This window comes from Mycobacterium sp. M26, assembly GCF_001494595.1.
GTDB lineage: Bacteria > Actinomycetota > Actinomycetes > Mycobacteriales > Mycobacteriaceae > Mycobacterium.
Genome location: NZ_LN929908.1, coordinates 1,153,722 through 1,169,457 on the forward strand (window position 1 = coordinate 1,153,722; position 15,736 = coordinate 1,169,457).

20 protein-coding genes and 1 tRNA gene are annotated in these 15,736 nt (G+C 68.2%); 13 read left to right on the forward strand and 8 right to left on the reverse strand.

The genetic code is table 11. The annotated features are described in order from the left end of the window. The first annotated feature begins 21 nt into the window (after nt 1-21). The 9 genes from BN3385_RS14805 to BN3385_RS14845 all read left to right on the forward strand — a co-directional run bounded on the left by BN3385_RS14805 (nt 22) and on the right by BN3385_RS14845 (nt 7,068). The gene (locus tag BN3385_RS14805; protein WP_059017602.1) at nt 22-435 is read left to right on the forward strand and encodes a M67 family metallopeptidase; all 414 of its coding nucleotides are present in this window, start codon (nt 22-24) and stop codon (nt 433-435) included. A gap of 18 nt (nt 436-453) precedes the next feature. Continuing rightward, on the forward strand, nt 454-741 hold the full coding sequence (locus BN3385_RS14810; RefSeq protein ID WP_059017605.1) for a MoaD/ThiS family protein: 288 nt from the start codon (nt 454-456) through the stop codon (nt 739-741). Continuing rightward, nucleotides 738-1,709, forward strand: a complete 972-nt coding sequence (locus BN3385_RS14815) for a PLP-dependent cysteine synthase family protein (protein ID WP_059017606.1) — start codon at nt 738-740, stop codon at nt 1,707-1,709. Before BN3385_RS14810 ends, BN3385_RS14815 begins: the two co-directional genes overlap by 4 nt. A 30-nt stretch (nt 1,710-1,739) precedes the next feature. Further along, the gene (locus tag BN3385_RS14820; protein ID WP_059017608.1) at nt 1,740-2,423 is read left to right on the forward strand and encodes a rhomboid family intramembrane serine protease; all 684 of its coding nucleotides are present in this window, start codon (nt 1,740-1,742) and stop codon (nt 2,421-2,423) included. After that, the gene (gene murI / locus BN3385_RS14825) at nt 2,420-3,241 is read left to right on the forward strand and encodes a glutamate racemase (protein WP_059017610.1); all 822 of its coding nucleotides are present in this window, start codon (nt 2,420-2,422) and stop codon (nt 3,239-3,241) included. Before BN3385_RS14820 ends, murI begins: the two co-directional genes overlap by 4 nt. 58 nt (nt 3,242-3,299) lie before the next feature. Next, nucleotides 3,300-4,070, forward strand: a complete 771-nt coding sequence (locus tag BN3385_RS14830; protein WP_059017612.1) for a cyclic nucleotide-degrading phosphodiesterase — start codon at nt 3,300-3,302, stop codon at nt 4,068-4,070. Between the two features lie 113 nt (nt 4,071-4,183). Next, nucleotides 4,184-4,963, forward strand: a complete 780-nt coding sequence (gene rph / locus BN3385_RS14835; RefSeq protein WP_059017614.1) for a ribonuclease PH — start codon at nt 4,184-4,186, stop codon at nt 4,961-4,963. Further along, nucleotides 4,957-5,574 carry an RdgB/HAM1 family non-canonical purine NTP pyrophosphatase gene (rdgB, locus tag BN3385_RS14840; RefSeq protein ID WP_231748859.1) on the forward strand — a complete coding sequence of 206 codons (618 nt, stop codon included), beginning with the start codon at nt 4,957-4,959 and terminating at the stop codon, nt 5,572-5,574. The genes rph and rdgB overlap by 7 nt, the downstream gene beginning before the upstream one ends. 51 nt (nt 5,575-5,625) lie before the next feature. Beyond that, nucleotides 5,626-7,068: an MFS transporter gene (locus tag BN3385_RS14845; RefSeq protein ID WP_231748739.1), complete on the forward strand. Its 1,443-nt coding sequence runs from the start codon at nt 5,626-5,628 to the stop codon at nt 7,066-7,068. Here BN3385_RS14845 and BN3385_RS14850 read toward each other — a convergent pair. Together BN3385_RS14850 and BN3385_RS14855 are read right to left on the reverse strand one after the other, a co-directional pair. Continuing rightward, a complete protein-coding gene (locus BN3385_RS14850; RefSeq protein ID WP_059017621.1) occupies nt 7,032-7,379 on the reverse strand; it encodes a DUF3817 domain-containing protein in 348 nt (115 codons plus the stop codon). The two genes, BN3385_RS14845 and BN3385_RS14850, sit on opposite strands and share 37 nt — an antisense overlap. Further along, nucleotides 7,376-7,762 carry a hypothetical protein gene (locus BN3385_RS14855; protein WP_059017623.1) on the reverse strand — a complete coding sequence of 129 codons (387 nt, stop codon included), beginning with the start codon at nt 7,760-7,762 and terminating at the stop codon, nt 7,376-7,378. Before BN3385_RS14855 ends, BN3385_RS14850 begins: the two co-directional genes overlap by 4 nt. 76 nt (nt 7,763-7,838) lie before the next feature. On the opposite strand from BN3385_RS14855, the gene BN3385_RS14860 reads away from it, so the two are divergent. The 3 genes from BN3385_RS14860 to BN3385_RS14870 all read left to right on the forward strand — a co-directional run bounded on the left by BN3385_RS14860 (nt 7,839) and on the right by BN3385_RS14870 (nt 8,647). Next, entirely contained in the window at nt 7,839-8,270 is a 432-nt protein-coding gene (locus BN3385_RS14860) for a DUF4189 domain-containing protein (protein WP_059021980.1), read from the forward strand. A gap of 15 nt (nt 8,271-8,285) precedes the next feature. Continuing rightward, a complete protein-coding gene (locus tag BN3385_RS14865) occupies nt 8,286-8,519 on the forward strand; it encodes a hypothetical protein (RefSeq protein ID WP_059017625.1) in 234 nt (77 codons plus the stop codon). A gap of 45 nt (nt 8,520-8,564) precedes the next feature. After that, nucleotides 8,565-8,647 (forward strand) — tRNA-Leu (locus tag BN3385_RS14870). 1 nt (nt 8,648) lies between these two features. On the opposite strand, the gene BN3385_RS14875 is transcribed toward BN3385_RS14870, so the two are convergent. Further along, complete coding sequence (locus tag BN3385_RS14875) at nt 8,649-9,938, reverse strand: PucR family transcriptional regulator (protein WP_059017626.1); 1,290 nt, start codon at nt 9,936-9,938, stop codon at nt 8,649-8,651. A gap of 152 nt (nt 9,939-10,090) precedes the next feature. Between BN3385_RS14875 and BN3385_RS27695 the strand changes: the two genes are divergently transcribed. Continuing rightward, a complete protein-coding gene (locus BN3385_RS27695; RefSeq protein ID WP_197415219.1) occupies nt 10,091-10,336 on the forward strand; it encodes a helix-turn-helix domain-containing protein in 246 nt (81 codons plus the stop codon). A gap of 4 nt (nt 10,337-10,340) precedes the next feature. Here the strand turns inward: BN3385_RS27695 and BN3385_RS14880 are convergent, their stop codons facing one another. The 5 genes from BN3385_RS14880 to BN3385_RS14900 form a co-directional block, all read right to left on the reverse strand. Next, complete coding sequence (locus BN3385_RS14880) at nt 10,341-11,105, reverse strand: SDR family NAD(P)-dependent oxidoreductase (RefSeq protein WP_059017628.1); 765 nt, start codon at nt 11,103-11,105, stop codon at nt 10,341-10,343. Between the two features lie 70 nt (nt 11,106-11,175). Then, nucleotides 11,176-13,548, reverse strand: coding sequence for a lysylphosphatidylglycerol synthase transmembrane domain-containing protein (locus BN3385_RS14885; protein ID WP_059017630.1), 2,373 nt, complete (start codon nt 13,546-13,548; stop codon nt 11,176-11,178). Nucleotides 13,549-13,618: 70 nt separating this feature from the next. Then, entirely contained in the window at nt 13,619-14,164 is a 546-nt protein-coding gene (locus BN3385_RS14890; protein ID WP_197415220.1) for a chromate transporter, read from the reverse strand. Next, on the reverse strand, nt 14,161-14,736 hold the full coding sequence (locus BN3385_RS14895; protein ID WP_059017632.1) for a chromate transporter: 576 nt from the start codon (nt 14,734-14,736) through the stop codon (nt 14,161-14,163). Before BN3385_RS14895 ends, BN3385_RS14890 begins: the two co-directional genes overlap by 4 nt. Continuing rightward, a complete protein-coding gene (locus BN3385_RS14900; RefSeq protein WP_059017634.1) occupies nt 14,729-15,718 on the reverse strand; it encodes a phospholipase D-like domain-containing protein in 990 nt (329 codons plus the stop codon). The genes BN3385_RS14895 and BN3385_RS14900 overlap by 8 nt, the downstream gene beginning before the upstream one ends. Between the last annotated feature and the right edge of the window lie 18 nt (nt 15,719-15,736).

Consider the following 15,736-nt stretch of genomic DNA (forward strand, 5'->3'; position numbering starts at 1 on the left):
CTGCCGTAGGAGGAGCCCGCCGTGCTGGTGATCCGTGCCGACCTGGTCGACGCCATGGTCGCCCACGCCCGCGCCGATCACCCCGACGAGGCGTGCGGTGTGGTGGCCGGGCCGGAGGGTTCGGACCGCCCGGAGCGGCACATCGCGATGCTCAATGCGGAGCGGTCGCCGACGTTCTACCGCTTCGACTCCGGCGAGCAGCTCACGGTCTGGCGGGAGATGGACGACAACGACGAGGTCCCCGTCGTCATCTACCACTCCCACACCGCGACCGAGGCCTATCCGAGCCGCACCGACATCTCGTTCGCCTCCGAGCCCGACGCCCACTACGTTCTGGTCTCGACCCGCGACCCCGAACAGCACGAGCTGCGCAGCTACCGAATCCTCGACGGCGTCGTCACTGAAGAGCCCGTCACCATCGTCGAGCAGTACTAGCCCCCAGAAAGGCGCCCCATGAGTGTCACCGTGTCCATCCCGACGATCCTGCGCACCCACACCGGTGGTGAGAAGCGTGTCAGCGCCTCCGGTGACACGCTGCAGGCGGTGATCGCCGACCTGGAGGCCAACTACTCGGGCATTTCGGAGCGTCTTGTCGATGGCGGCAAGCTCAACCGCTTCGTCAACATCTACGTCAACGACGAGGACGTCCGGTTCTCCGGCGGGCTGGCCACCGAGATCGCCGACGGCGACTCGGTGACGATCCTGCCCGCCGTCGCCGGCGGCGCCGTGGGGATGCGTTGACCCGCTACGACTCCCTGCTGCAGGCGGTCGGGCACACGCCGCTGGTCGGCCTGCCGCGGCTGTCGCCGCGCTGGGACGACACCGACGAGGGCCCGCACGTGCGGTTGTGGGCCAAGCTCGAGGACCGCAACCCCACCGGCTCCATCAAGGATCGCCCCGCGCTGCGGATGATCGAGCAGGCCGAGCGGGACGGCCTGGTGAAACCGGGCACCACGATCCTGGAGCCCACCAGCGGCAACACCGGCATCTCGCTGGCGATGGCGGCCCGGCTCAAGGGCTACCAGTTGATCTGCGTGATGCCGGAGAACACCTCGATCGAGCGCCGCCAGATCCTCGAGCTCTACGGCGCGGAGATCATCTTCTCCCCGGCCGAGGGCGGCTCCAACACCGCGGTGGCCACCGCCAAGAAGCTGGCCGCCGAACACCCCGACTGGGTGATGCTCTACCAGTACGGCAACCAGGCCAACGCTGACGCGCACTACTACGGCACCGGGCCTGAGCTGCTCGCCGACTTGCCCGAGATCACCCACTTCGTGGCCGGGCTGGGTACTACCGGCACGCTGATGGGCACCGGCCGGTTCCTGCGCGAGCATGTGCCCGGCGTCCAGATCGTGGCTGCCGAGCCCCGCTACGGCGAGGGTGTCTACGCGCTGCGCAACATCGACGAGGGCTTCATCCCCGAGCTGTACGACCCCGATGTGCTGACCACCCGCTACTCGGTCGGCTCACACGACGCCCTGCGGCGCACCCGGGAACTGGTCCAGGTCGAGGGAATCTTCGCCGGTATCTCGACGGGGGCGATCCTGCACGCCGCGCTGGGCATGGCGGCCAAGGCGATCAAGGCCGGTGAGCGCGCCGACATCGCCTTCACCGTCTGCGACGCCGGATGGAAGTATCTGTCGACCGGTGCCTACGCCGGTAGCCTGGATGAAGCTGAGGACGCCCTCGAGGGCCAGCTCTGGGCATGACATCGGAGGCGTGATGGGATCGGGCAACGGATGAACCAGCCGCTGGGTTATCCGCTCACCCCGGCCCCCGAACCCAAGAAGCGGCCGGCCTGGGTGGTCGGCGGGGTCACCATCGTCACCTTCGTGGCACTGCTCTACCTCATCGAGGTGTGGGACTCGGTGTCCGGGCATTCGCTGGATCGCAACGGCATCAGGCCGCTGGAAGCCGACGGTCTGTGGGGCATCCTGTTCGCCCCGTTGCTGCACGCCGACTGGCAGCACCTGATCGCCAACACCGGTCCGGCCCTGGTCCTCGGATTCCTGATGACGCTGGCGGGCATGTCACGGTTCGTCGTGGCCACCGCCATCATCTGGATCCTCGGCGGGTTGGGCACCTGGCTCATCGGCAACATCGGCGCCCACTGCCCCTACGTCGGGATCCGCTGCGAGACCAACCACATCGGCGCCTCCGGTTTGATCTTCGGCTGGCTGGCATTCCTGATCGTGTTTGGGTTCTTCACCCGCAAGGTGTGGGAGATCGTCGTCGGCATCATCGTGCTGTTCGTCTACGGCGGTGTGCTGCTCGGCGTGCTCCCCGGCACGTTCGGGGTGTCCTGGCAGGGCCACCTGTGCGGGGCCATCGCCGGGGTGATCGCGGCCTATCTGCTGTCCGGACCGGAACGCAAAGCGCGGGAACGCAAGAAGGCCGGCCAGTTCCCCGGCCTGCCCTCATGAGTGACCGGTTCGCCCCGGTCGGCATCTTCGACTCCGGGGTGGGCGGGCTGACCGTGGCCCGCTCGATCATCGACCAGCTGCCCGACGAGGACATCCTCTATGTCGGGGATACCGCCAACGGGCCTTACGGTCCGCTGAGCATTCCCGAGGTCCGAGCGCATGCCCTGGCCGTCGCCGACGACCTGGTGGAGCGTGGCGTCAAGGCCCTCGTCATCGCCTGCAACACCGCGTCCTCGGCCTGCCTGCGTGATGCGCGCGAACGCTACGACGTCCCCGTCGTCGAGGTGATCCTGCCCGCGGTGCGGCGTGCAGTTGCGACCACTCGCAGCGGGCGCATCGGCGTCATCGGCACCCAGGCCACCATCGCCTCGGCCGCCTACCAGGACGCGTTCGCCGCCGCCCGCGACGTCGACGTTACCGCGGTGGCCTGCCCGCGCTTCGTCGACTTCGTCGAGCGGGGTGTCACCAGCGGCCGCCAGGTGCTCAACCTGGCCGAGGGCTACCTCGAGCCGCTGCAGCGCGCCCAGGTCGACACCCTGGTGCTCGGCTGCACGCACTACCCCCTGCTGTCCGGGCTGATCCAGCTGGCGATGGGTGATGAGGTGACGCTGGTGTCCAGCGCCGAGGAGACCGCCAAGGATCTGCTGCGGGTGCTCACCGAGGGTGATCTGCTGCGACCGCATGACGCGCCGGCCGCCACCCGGGTGTTCGAGGCCACCGGAGATCCGGAGTCGTTCCTGACGCTGGCGTCCCGGTTCCTGGGACCGGCGATCACGGGTGTGGGGTCTGCGGTGCGTCACGTCGGCGCCGAGAAGTGATTCTCGATATTCAAAGCGGTGATGTTTTCCTCCGCGGCCATCCGGGCATGGCAAGCTTGTGACTGTGCGAATCACCGTGCTCGGTTGCTCCGGCAGTGTTGTCGGACCTGATTCGCCGGCGTCTGGCTACCTGGTAACCGCGCCGGACACACCGCCGTTGGTGTTGGACTTCGGCGGCGGTGTGCTGGGCGCGCTGCAGCGCTACGCCGACCCCAACGATGTCCACGTGTTGCTGTCGCATCTGCACGCCGACCACTGCCTGGATCTGCCGGGTCTGTTCGTCTGGCGGCGCTATCACCCGACACCGGCCAAAGGCCGCGGCATCATGTACGGCCCGAGTGACACCTGGACGCGGCTGGCGGCCGCGTCGTCCCCGCTGGGCGGAGAGCTCGACGACTTCTCCGACATCTTCGAGATCCGGCACTGGGAGGACGGCAACCCGGTGAAGTTCGGGGCGTTGACGGTGCTGCCGCGGTTGGTCACCCATCCCACCGAGTCGTTCGGGATGCGCATCACCGACCCGTCCGGGGCGACGCTGGTCTACAGCGGCGATACCGGGGTGTGCGAGTCGTTGGTGGAGCTGGCCTCCGGTGCCGACGTGTTCCTGTGCGAGGCGTCCTGGACGCACGCCCCAGAGCGTCCGCCGCACCTGCATCTGTCCGGCACCGAGGCGGGCCGGATGGCCAAACGGGCCGGGGTCGGCGAACTGCTGTTGACCCACATCCCGCCGTGGACCTCGCGGGAGGACGTCATCAGCGAGGCCAAGGCCGAGTTCGACGGCCCGGTGCACGCCGTGGTGTGCGGCGAGACCATCGAGGTAACCCACTAGCTCATGGTCGGCGAGCGTGCGTGTCGGTACACCGACACGCCGACGGAGTGTGCAGTTCGTGCACGCTCGGCCTCCGACAGGGGTTGCCGACCTGCCCGCGCTAGGGTTGCCACGTGTCACGACGACAAGACGGCAGGCTTGACGACGAGCTGCGCCCGGTCACCATTACCCGCGGTTTCACTTCCCATCCCGCCGGATCGGTGCTCATCACGTTCGGCGAGACCCGGGTAATGTGCACCGCCAGCGTCACCGAAGGTGTGCCGCGCTGGCGCAAGGGCTCGGGGGAGGGCTGGCTGACCGCCGAGTACGCGATGTTGCCCGGTGCCACGCACACCCGCTCGGACCGGGAGTCGGTCAAGGGTCGCCTGGGCGGGCGCACCCAGGAGATCAGCCGGCTGATCGGTCGCTCGCTGCGCGCGTGCATCGACCTGAAAGCGTTGGGGGAGAACACCATCGCCATTGACTGCGATGTGCTGCAGGCTGACGGCGGCACCCGCACCGCGGCGATCACCGGTGCCTATGTCGCGCTGTCGGATGCCGTCACCTATCTGGCGGCCGCGGGCAAGCTGTCCGATCCGAAGCCGCTGTCGTGTGCGATCTCGGCGATCAGCGTCGGTGTGGTTGACGGCCGGGTGCGCGTCGACCTGCCCTACGAGGAGGACTCCCGGGCCGAGGTCGACATGAACGTCGTCGCCACCGACACCGGCACGCTCGTGGAAATCCAGGGCACCGGCGAGGGGGCGACGTTCCCGCGTTCGACGCTGGACAAGATGCTCGACGCCGCGCTGGCCGCCTGCGAGACGCTCTTCGCCGTGCAGCGCGAAGCCCTGGAGTTGCCTTACCCGGGGGTGCTGCCGGAAGGGCCGGCGCCGAAGAAGGCGTTCGGATCCTGACCACTCGTCTGCTGGTGGCCAGCCGCAACCGCAAGAAGCTGGCCGAACTGCACCGGGTGCTCGACGCCGCCGGCGTCTCGGGTCTGGAGCTGGTCTCCCTCGAGGATGTGCCCGCCTTCGACGAGGCCCCCGAGACCGGGGCGACGTTCGAGGAGAACGCGCTGGCGAAGGCGCGCGACGCCTTCGCCGCCACCGGGCTACCAACCGTCGCCGACGACTCGGGCCTGGAAGTGGCCGCCCTCAACGGGATGCCTGGCGTGCTCTCGGCGCGCTGGGCCGGGCGGCACGGTGCGGACGTCGCTAATTACGAACTGCTGTTGGCCCAGTTGCGCGACGTTCCCGACGAGCGGCGCGCGGCGGCGTTCGTCTCGGCCTGCGCCCTGGTCCACGGACCGGGTCCGGACGAGCAGACCGTGGTGCGCGGGCAGTGGCCCGGTGTCATCGCCCGCGAGCCGCGGGGCGAGGGTGGCTTCGGCTACGACCCGGTGTTCCTCCCGGAGGGCGGAGCCCGCAGTGCAGCCGAGCTCAGTCCCGCTGAGAAGGACGCGGTCTCCCATCGCGGCCGCGCGCTGACGTTGCTGTTGCCGGCGCTGCGGGCGCTGGCCGGCTGACGTCACCGTTCAGCAATTTGTGTAGCGCATCTAATGTGTCATGATGCTGCCGTGGGTCGTCACTCGGTCCGGGCGGCGCACCCCGGCGTTCTGATCGCCGTGCTGGCGGCCGCCGGTATCAGTGTCTCGCTGACCCAGACTCTGATGATCCCGCTCATCCCGGAGCTGCCTGCGCTGCTGAACACCAGCCCCGCCAACGCGTCGTGGACGATCACGGTGACTCTGCTGACCGCGGCGGTGGCGACGCCGGTGTTCGGGCGTCTCGGCGATATGCATGGCCCCAAGCCGATGCTGATGATCTGCGCGGGCATCATGGCGTTCGGCTCATTCCTGGCCGCGGTGAGCAGCTCACTGGTGCCGTTCATCATCGGCCGCGGCCTGCAGGGTATGAGCCTGCCGATCATTCCGCTGGCCATCAGCGTGCTGCGGTCAGCGCTGCCCGCCGACCGGGTCGGCCCCGCCATGGGATTGATCAGCTCGTCGCTGGGGGTCGGCGGTGCACTCGGGTTGCCGCTGTCGGCGGTGATCGCCCAGAAGGCGGACTGGCACGTGCTGTTCTGGAGTGCGGCGGTACTGGGCGTCGGGGCCCTGCTGCTGTTCCACTTTCTGGTGCCCGACGTCCCGCCGAGTTCGGCGGACCGGTTCGACCCGCTGGGGACCGTGCTGCTGGCGGTCGGATTGATCGCGCTGCTGTTGCCGATCACCAAGGGCTCGACATGGGGGTGGACGAGCGCGACCACGCTGTCGTTGTTCGCCGTGTCGATCGTGGTGTTCGCGGTGTTCGCCCGCTGGCAGTTCCGCACGCCTGCACCGATCGTCGACCTGCGGACCACGCTGCGCCGGCCGGTGCTGACCACGAACATCGCCGCGGTGCTGGTGTGCTTCTCGATGTTCGCGCTCTCGCTGGTCGCCCCGCAGATTCTCGAACTGCCCAAGGGCACCGGCTACGGGTTGGGCCAGTCCATGCTGCAGGCGGGGCTGTGGATGGCGCCGGGCGGTCTGGCGATGATGGCCGCGTCGCCGCTGGCGGCGCGGATGGCCGGACGTCGCGGGCCGAAGTTCACGTTGGTCTGCGGTTCGGCGATCATCGGTGTCGCCTACCTCGGGGCGGTGTGGCTGATCGGGAGTCCCGCCGCGGTGATGGTGGCCAACATCGCCATCAGCCTGGGGGTGGGGTTCGCGTACTCATCACTGCCCGCGCTCATCAACGCCGCGGTGCCGATGTCGGAGACGGCGGCCGCCAACGGGATCAACGCGCTGGCCCGGTCGCTCGGCACGTCGATATCCAGCGCCGTGATCGGTGCCGTGCTGGCGTCGATGACGATCACCTACGCCGGCCATACCATGCCGTCACTGGCCGGTCTGCGGACCGCGCTGTTGATCGCTGCGGGTGTCGCGGGGCTGGCCGCCCTGGTCGCGATGACGATCCCGACGGTCACCGACCCCGACGACGAGGCTCAGAGGTTGAAGCGGGACTTGATGTCGCGGGTCTGAACCTGCTCGACGATGATCCCGAGCAGCGGCACCGTGCCGGCCAGCAAAACCCCGATGGTCTTGGCGATCGGCCAGCGCACCTTGACCGCCAGATTCGCGGTGAACAGCAGGTAGACGAAGTACACCCAGCCGTGCACCACGCCGATCCAGGTCGGCGGGTTGTCCACCTTCACGATGTACTTCATCACCATCTCGTAGCAGAGCGCGATCAGCCAGATACCCGTGGTCCAGGCCATCACCTGGTAGCCCCGCAGCGCGCTGCGGATCTTCTCGGCCGGCACGACCGGCTGGGTGTGAGGGGCGTCGCTCATCGGGTGGTCCTGTTCTGGTCGGTGGCCTTGTCGGCTTCGGCGAGCTCGGCGAGATAAGCGTTGTATTCACGCATCACCGGATCATCGGATTCCGTTGTGGCCCTGGGACGTTCGGGCAACAGGCCGGCCGGGATCTCGGTGCGAGCGTCGGGTGACGACGGCTGCGCGGTGGGCGGGTCGTCTTCATACCGCACGAATTTGCGGTAGGCGTAGACGCAGAACCCCGCGAACATCGGCCACTGCAGCGCGTAGCCCAGGTTCTGGAAGGACCCCGACGTCGACTCATAGCGGGTCCACTGCCACCAGCCCAGCGCCAGGCAGCCGCACGCGGCGAGGATCACCAAAGCGATCAGCGCAAACCGGCGGCGACGGGTCGTGGACACACCACGACCGTACCGTGCCAGCGGTTATGGGACGTTGGCCGATACCATCGCGGGTGCCGTGACCGAGGAGGGCACAATGCCGCGAAAGTATCTGATGGCGCCACTTCTGGCCCTGACCGCGACTGCCCTGGGGCTCGCCGCGGGCCCGGCCTGGGCGGGTGGACCGGACGGCACCGTCGAGGATGCCGGCGACATCTCCGTGGCCGTCGGCACCGGCGCTTTCCTGGACCGGCTGGTGGGGTTCCGGGCCACCGGCGCCACCAACGAGGAAGCCTCGGCCCGGGTGATCGCGCAGTGTCAGAGCGCTGGTGGTCAGGACTGCACCAGCGACGAGGTGACCAACGACCGGCTGTGCATCGTCTCGGTGGCCGACGCCGGGAACGGCGTGGTGGCCGGCGGTGCCGGCGCGACGATCGACGCGGCCCGCGCCGACGCATTCGGGCGTGCGGCCGCCAACGGCACGCCCATCGGCCCGAGCGCCGAGACCGTCATATCGGACTGTCACTGACAGGGTGGAGGACAGATGACCACACGACGCGCGGCGGCGCTCCTGACGGTGATGCTGGCGACGTCGGCCGGCTTCTTCGCACCATCCGCCTCCGCACTACCGAGCTGCCAGGACTCCGGTACCACCTCGACATGCCAGACCAACGGCAGTGTGTCGATCAAGGCTCGCCCGGGGACGGTGGCGCCACCGGCGAATCAGGTCGGCATTCGATGGGGCGGCTCGGGGGTGTCGCTCAACTTCGGCCGGTGACTAAACCCGGGGCCGCTGGCGGCACGCGATAGGGTAGGAGCGCTTGCGGGCGTGGCGAAATGGCAGACGCGCCGGCTTTAGGTGCCGGTGCTCGAAAGAGCGTGTGGGTTCGAGTCCCTCCGCCCGCACTCACAACTCGGCGGTCAACCCCGGTAGCAGCGGCAGTAATGCCAGCGCCACCGAGACCTCGAGAGCATCAGCGTCGATATCGCGGCCCAGTATCGTCTCGGCCTGGTTGACCCGGTAGCTGACCGTGTTGGGGTGCACCGTCAGGCGCTGCGCAGCCCGCGCGGGGCTGCGGTTCTCCTGCAGGTAGACCGCCAGCGTCATCGCCACCCGGTAGGTCGCCTCGTCATCCTCGGCCAGCGGTCCCAGCACCCGGTGCGCGAACGCCACCGCCTGCTCGGCGTCGACACTGGCCAGCGCGGCCAGCGCAACATCGCGGTAGCGGGTTACTGCGGCGGCCCGCGATCGGCTCAGGGTCGCCACCCGACGGGCCTGGCTGGCTTCGCTGTGACTGCCGCGGAATCCCTTGAGCCCGAACCTGGGATCGCCTACCGCGACCCGCACCCCGGACGGCAGAGCAGCGGACCGCGCGATGGCGACCGGGTCGAGCAGGGCGGGGTCGAACGCCTCCCGGCGGCTCAGCCACGCCGAGATGGATAACGGCCCCACCGGCTGGGTGAGCGTGCTCTCCGCGGACACGGCCCGGCTCAGCGCGGTGCAGACCTCGGCGAGGATCTGCTGGGCATCGCTGTCTTCGGGTGTGGCGTCCAGCCACACCGCAACGCCGACGTGCTGGCGGTTGAGGTCGTAGCGCAGCTTCTTGGCGGCCCGCTGCGCATCGCGTTCCCGCTCGCTGAGCACGTCGTCGATCGCCGTGGTGCGCGCCGCGGCGGCGCTGCGCAGCCAGGCTTCTCGCTGGGTTTCGTAGATCTCCTCGGTGAGCGCCAGCGAGCTGTCGATGTAGGCGAACAGCCAGCTGGTGGTCAGTTGGAGTGCCGCGGCCTGCTGGCCGGCATCGGATGCCGAGGCGATGATCCGGCCGAACAACCACTCCCACAGGGTGTCCTGGCCCAGCCGGTAGGAGCGGATCAGGAAGGCGAGCGGTACCCGCTGCTGCACGCGGGCCCGGCCCAGCGCGATCGCCTCGGCAGGCAAGTCCAGCTCGCGTGGGTCGGCGCCGTCGGCCACAATCTGCGCGAATTGGCGAATACTCGACTCGATGCCAGCCGGTTGACCTTCGATGAACAGGCTGTCGGGCATCAGCTGCGGCTGCTCGGCCCGAATCCGGTCCAGCACGTCCTCGGCAAGCTGTTCGGACTGCTCGAGCAGGTCGGCGGCTATCGGTCTGAGCACCGTCTGCCATACCCGTTGAGCTGCGACGTCGTCGCGAATCGGGGCCCACTCGGGATCCATGACCGACCACGCTAAACGCGTTGTGCCCGCACCACAACGGAACGCCGATGTTTGGCGTTGACGCACGAGTGCCAGGGGTGCCCGCGGACCTACTTTTCGTGACGTGGCAAACAGCCACACCAACCGCGAGAGTCGAGAGGTGCGAGCCCAGCATGACCACGGTAGTGACAGCCGACCGAGGGGGATACAACTTTCTGGAGCGCGCTCAGCAGCGCAGTCCGGGTTCGATCCTGGGGCAGATGCTGACCGTGAAACAGGCCGCGCAGTACCTGGGGATCACCACCACCACATTGCAGCGGCGGATCAAGACCGGTAGCGGGCCGACCCACTACAAGTTCGGCAACCGCATGCTGTTCAAGCGCGACGATGTCGTCAGCTACAAGATGGCGGGGCAGTAGCTGCTCAGAAGACGGTGTAGCCGCCGTCGATGACCAGGGTCTGCCCGGTGAAATACGCCGAGCCGCGCCCGGCCAGCCACACCGCCACCGCTTCGTAGTCCTCCGGAGTGCCCCAGCGCCGCAACGGAACTCGCGGCAGGATCTTGGCCTGGGCTGTCGGCGATTCCAGCAGACCCTCGGTCATCGAGGCCAAGGTCCAGCCCGGCACCAGGGCGTTGACCCGGATGTCGTCGCGGGCCAGTTCGACGGCCAGCGCCCTGGCCATCGCCACCAGGGCGCTCTTGGCCGCCGCGTAGTGCGTCGAATACGCCATGCCGTCACTGATCGAGACGCTGCTGGTGACCACGATCGAACCGCCCGCCCCCAGGGTCTTCATGTGACCCGCGGCCGCCCGCACGGTGAAGAACACCCCGTCGAGGTTGACCGCCATCACCCGGCGCCACTCGTCGGTGGTCATCGTGTCGATGCTCGTCGGGTGCGGACCCACCCCGGCGTTGGCGAAACAGGAATCGAGTCGCCCGAACTGGTCGACGACAGCGTGCACGCCCGCCGTCACCGCCTCCTCGTCGCTGACGTCGACGACGAACGAGGCGACCGGTGCGCCACCGGACAGCTCGGCGACGGCAGCGTCGTTCTTGGCGGCGTTGGTTCCCCAGATGACGACGGTGGCCCCAGCGTCGTGCAGGCCACGGGCCATCCCGAGCCCGATCCCGCCGTTACCACCGGTCACCAGCGCGACGTGTCCGGTGAGGTCGTGCCAAGCAGCCACTGCGACAGTCCTTTCCGAGTCATGAGTCGACGCCGAGGGTAACCCGACGGATCGCCAGGTTCGTACCGAGCTAGATCATGTCCTTGGCGGTCAGCCAGCGCATGATCGGCCAGCCCGCGAACACCGGCAGCCAACACGTCAGCACCCGGTAGAGCAGCACCGAGGGCACGCCGACCGCGGCGGGCACCCCGAAGGCGGCCAGGCCACCGATCAGGGCGGCCTCGACCGCGCCGACACCACCGGGGGTGGGGGCGGCCGACGCCAGGGTGCCGCCCACCATCGTGACGATCGTGACGGTCACGAAGTTGGTGTCGCCGCCGAAGGCCTCGATGCTGGACCACAGCACCAGAGCCATCCCCAAAGTCGTTGTCGCACAGCCCAGGACGATGATCGCCAGTCTCTTCGGCTCGCGCATCAGGTCCAGCAGCTCGCCACTGACCTCCTGCAGCCTGGGCCGGATCGCGGTGTCCAGCCAGCGCCGGGCCTTGGGCACGAACAGGAATGTGCCCAGTACGCCGAGTGCGATGCCGCCGATCAGGTACAGCAGCGTGCTGCTCGGCACGAAGTGCGACAGGTCGGCGGTCGCACCGGCGGCCACGCTGAAGAAGACCAGCAGTGTCACGTGGGTGATCACCTGCACGGCCTGCTGCAGGGCCACCGCCGCGGTGGCACGCAGCGCGCCCAGGCCGGCCTTCTGCAAAAACCTTGTGCTCAAAGCCAATCCACCCACGCCAGCCGGAGTGGTGGTGGCAGCGAAAGTATTGGCGAACTGCATGATGACGAGATTGCGGAAGCTGACCACCCCGGATGCGCACGCCCACAACGCCGCTGCGGCCCCCACATAGGTCGAGGCCGACACCGCTAGGCCCAGCAGCGCCCACCACCAGTTCGCGTTGCGCAGCTCACTGAAGAAGGTCGGCACCGTGCTGATGAAGGGGTAGGCCACGTAGACCAGGGCCACCAACAGCACCAGCTGGATGACCTGTTTGCGGGTGAAGCGGGTGATCGTCTCGGTCTTGATCTCGTTCGCCCCGGTCTGCCGCTTCACCTCCTCGCGCGCCGCAGCCATCACGGCCTTGGGCTCGGTGACGGTCTTGCGCAGCCGGGCGGGCACCGCGGATTTGGTGAGCCGCCGCGACGCGTTGAGCACGGTGTCCTTACCCAGCGCCTCGACGGCAGCGCGCACCGCCGTCTCCGCGCCGAACCGGTCGCTGGTTGTCACCAGAAGCTGGGCGATATCGGACTGCAGCTGCTCGTCGGAGGCGCCGTACTCGGAGGCCCCGAAACCGCCGAACAGCGCCTTACCCCCGTCCACGGTGATCTCGCTGAACCGCAGATCGCCGTGCGAGATCTGATGGCGCTGAAGCACTCCCAGCGACCCCCAGACCGTGGTGGCCAGTCCCTCGTCGGGCGCGTCGGCCACCTGGGTGCCCCGCGGCGGGGTGTGCGCGTATAGCGTCCAGCCCCGGTCAAGGGCGGCGACGGCCATCGTGGTGGTATTGGCCACGCCGAGGTCACCGACCGCGATCGTCATCAGCGCCCGGTGCTCGACGGCCCGCCGCATGGAGGCCTGCAGCGGGGCGGTCTCGGCGTCGCGCAGGATCAGCCAGCGCCAGAACTGGCGCAGCGCACCGGCGCCGCGCTGGTTGGGGCCGTACATCTCGATGACGGCTTCGGTTCCGGCGTCGGTGCGCGCCGAGAGCTCCAGCGGGCCGTGCCCGGCCGGGCGGACGACGGTCAGCGCGTTGACCAGGAAGCCGCGTTTGGACAGCGTTCGCACCGCACCGTCCAGCGGCACTTCCAGGGCGGGGGTGCCCACCACCCAGACGACCAGGGCGCCGACGAACCAGCCGACTGCCAGACCGAGCAGTGAGCGGGCCGGGATGATCGCACTGACCACCAGGTGGATCGGCACGAAGGCCAGCAGCAGCGTCCACCACCACCGGCGCCACCGGGCGGGCAGCCACGGACCGGACACGGTCAGCACGGCGGCCAGCATGGCGATCCAGCGTGGGTCGTCGAGGAACTGGGACAGCGTGGTCGACAGCCGCTCGGTGAGGTCGAAATGCCAGCGGGGCGCGGCGATACCGTTGCCGGTGATCGACAGTGCCAGCACGGCGATGGTGCCGGCGGCGGCGTAGGCGCCGAGCAGCTTCCACTGCCGCGCGGCGATCAACCCCACCAGGATCATGAACGGCAGCGCCAGGATCGCGATGCCGTAGGCCAGGTAGACCAGGTTGGACTGGGTGGGGGTGAGCACCCCGACGATGCCCGAGACGGACTTCTCCAGCCCGACCCAGTCGTTGCGGGTGATCAGCGAGCTGGTGATGACGATCGCCAGGAACAGGGCGGCCAAAGCCAGCCGGACGATGTCGTTGGTGCGGCGGGTCAGCGGTTGCAGCAGCTCACCGGTAACGGTGATGTCGCGTCCGTCCACTCGCATCGCTGGTGACTTTCCTGCCCGGCTCGGCGCCGCCTCGTCGCGGCTGCGGCCAAACCTATCTGACTTCGCCTCAGACGAAGCCGATGTAGCCCAGCAGCGCGGCGGCCCCGACCACGACCAACGGGTTGGTGTTGGTGCGGACGAAGATCAGAGTCGCCACCCCGGTGATGAGGTAGGCCCGCCAGTCGTGGTCGGCGGCCTTGCTCATGACCAGCGACGTCGCCAGGATCAGGCCGACGGTCAGCGGGGCGAAACCCTTCTCCACCGCGATGCGCAGCTTCGACTTCTCGGCCTTCTGCCAGGACACGGTGATCAGGTACATCAGGGTGGCCGCCGGCACCACCATCGCCACGGTGGCCAGCACCCCGCCGACAATCCCGCCCACCACACCGGCCACCCCGAGCCCGGCGGCGTACCCGACCAGCGCGACGATCAGGATGCTCGGTCCCGGCGCGGCCTGCGAGATCGAGAAGATGTCGGCGAACTGCGAGTTCGTCAGCCAGTGGTGGCCGCTGACCGCACGCAGGTGCATTTCGGGTAGCACGGTGTTGCCGCCGCCGATCGACAGCAGCGACAGCGATCCGAACATGCCCATGAGGGCCAGGTAGGTTTTCACGCCTCGGCCGCCGCTGGCTGCTTGCGCGGCCAGGCCCAGATCAGGCTCAGCGGAGCCAGGATGGCCAGGGTTTCGAGCAGCGGCCAGCGCAGCACGCCATTGAGGATGAAGGCAGCCAGGAACAATGCCACCGGCATGACTGACGTGAGGCACTTCTTGCCGGTCTTGATCACCATCGCCAGGGTGAGTGCGACGGCGGCGGCCGACGCGCCGTGCAGGGCACCCTTGACCGCCGGCACTTCCTTGAAGGTGAAGTAGACGAAACCCAGCGTCAAGATGATCGCGACCGGGACCAGGCACAGGCCGATCAGGGCGGCCGCCGCCCCGGCGATGCCCTTGAGTTTGGTGCCCACGAACACCGCCAGGTTCACCTGGTTGGCGCCCGGGACGATGCGGCACATCGTCATCGCGGACAGGAATTCCTCTTCGCTCATCCACTGCTTCTGGACCACGACCACCTCGCGCGACCAGGCCGACAGCCCGCCGCCGAAAGAGGCCAGCGCGATATGGTTGAACGACAACGCGATTTCCCACAACGAGGTCTTGGGCAGGGCGGCGCCGGGTTCACTCATGGACTAGGTCCTCGTCGTGCGGGAAGTCCTCTTCGGTATGCGTGGTGGTGTCCAGCGGGTCGGGCGGCTCGTACTGGTGGGCGGCCTTCCAGTCGCTGGTGAACACCTCGCCGAGGCGGTCTACCACCGCCGGGTCGTCGATGATGACGCCGAGTTCGCGGCGCAAGTCGAATGCGCTGCGGTCGATGTTCATCGAACCGACCAGCACCCGTTCGTCATCCACGAGCAGCAGCTTGGCGTGCACGCGGAGGTTCTTCTGCTTGCGCACCTTCACCCCGAACCGGCGCAGCGTGCGCAGTGAGGCGAAGGTGTCGAGGATGTCCCAGTCGCTGATGCCGTGTTTGCCGCCGCACAGCACCTTGACTTTCACGCCACGGTCGGCAGCGGCGGCGATGTGGTCGAGGATCACGGCGTCGACGTATTTGGGGTGCTGGATGTAGAGCGACCGCTGGGCGGTGTCGATGAATCGGGCCATGTGGTAACGCGAATTCGAGTTGCTCCACAGCAGGCCCTCGTACCGGGGCGGGGTGAAATCGCGATGCTCCCAGTCGGCGTCGAACACCTCGACGATCTGCGCCACATGTTGCGGGTCGTGGGTGATGATCCCGTAGTCGCGGGTCAGCGTGAAGTACTTGACCATCAGGTTGTAGGTGGCGACCATCGCAGCCGTCTTGTCGACGACAATCGATTTCTCGTGTGTCACATAGAATTTCGGGTTCGACCACTGCACCTCGACGCCGGCGTCCTTGAGCTGGTCGTAGGTTTCGTCGTTCGCCCGGTCGCCGCCGGAGCGCTGGGGGTTGAGCATCACCCGCACATCCACGCCGGCGCTGCGCCGGCCGATCACCGCGTCGATCAGGCTGGGCTCGGTGAAAGTGAATTGCTTTATCAACAAGGAGGTTTGCGCGGTCTCGATGAACTCGCGGACCGGCTCGAGGCCGTCGTCTGGCTCGACGATCAAGCGGGGCGGGTTGGCAGGCATAGGTTTCGGATGCTAGCA

What these genes read in the sequence shown, in the direction of transcription:
- BN3385_RS14810 (WP_059017605.1), top strand. Translation starts at nt 454, where the DNA reads ATGAGTGTCACCGTGTCCATCCCGACGATCCTGCGCACCCACACCGGT.
- BN3385_RS14820 (WP_059017608.1), top strand. Translation starts at nt 1,740, where the DNA reads ATGAACCAGCCGCTGGGTTATCCGCTCACCCCGGCCCCCGAACCCAAG.
- murI (WP_059017610.1), top strand. Translation starts at nt 2,420, where the DNA reads ATGAGTGACCGGTTCGCCCCGGTCGGCATCTTCGACTCCGGGGTGGGC.
- BN3385_RS14850 (WP_059017621.1), bottom strand. Translation starts at nt 7,379, where the DNA reads ATGAGCGACGCCCCTCACACCCAGCCGGTCGTGCCGGCCGAGAAGATC.
- BN3385_RS14860 (WP_059021980.1), top strand. Translation starts at nt 7,839, where the DNA reads ATGCCGCGAAAGTATCTGATGGCGCCACTTCTGGCCCTGACCGCGACT.
- BN3385_RS14865 (WP_059017625.1), top strand. Translation starts at nt 8,286, where the DNA reads ATGACCACACGACGCGCGGCGGCGCTCCTGACGGTGATGCTGGCGACG.
- BN3385_RS14875 (WP_059017626.1), bottom strand. Translation starts at nt 9,938, where the DNA reads ATGGATCCCGAGTGGGCCCCGATTCGCGACGACGTCGCAGCTCAACGG.
- BN3385_RS27695 (WP_197415219.1), top strand. Translation starts at nt 10,091, where the DNA reads ATGACCACGGTAGTGACAGCCGACCGAGGGGGATACAACTTTCTGGAG.
- BN3385_RS14885 (WP_059017630.1), bottom strand. Translation starts at nt 13,548, where the DNA reads ATGCGAGTGGACGGACGCGACATCACCGTTACCGGTGAGCTGCTGCAA.
- BN3385_RS14895 (WP_059017632.1), bottom strand. Translation starts at nt 14,736, where the DNA reads ATGAGTGAACCCGGCGCCGCCCTGCCCAAGACCTCGTTGTGGGAAATC.
- BN3385_RS14900 (WP_059017634.1), bottom strand. Translation starts at nt 15,718, where the DNA reads ATGCCTGCCAACCCGCCCCGCTTGATCGTCGAGCCAGACGACGGCCTC.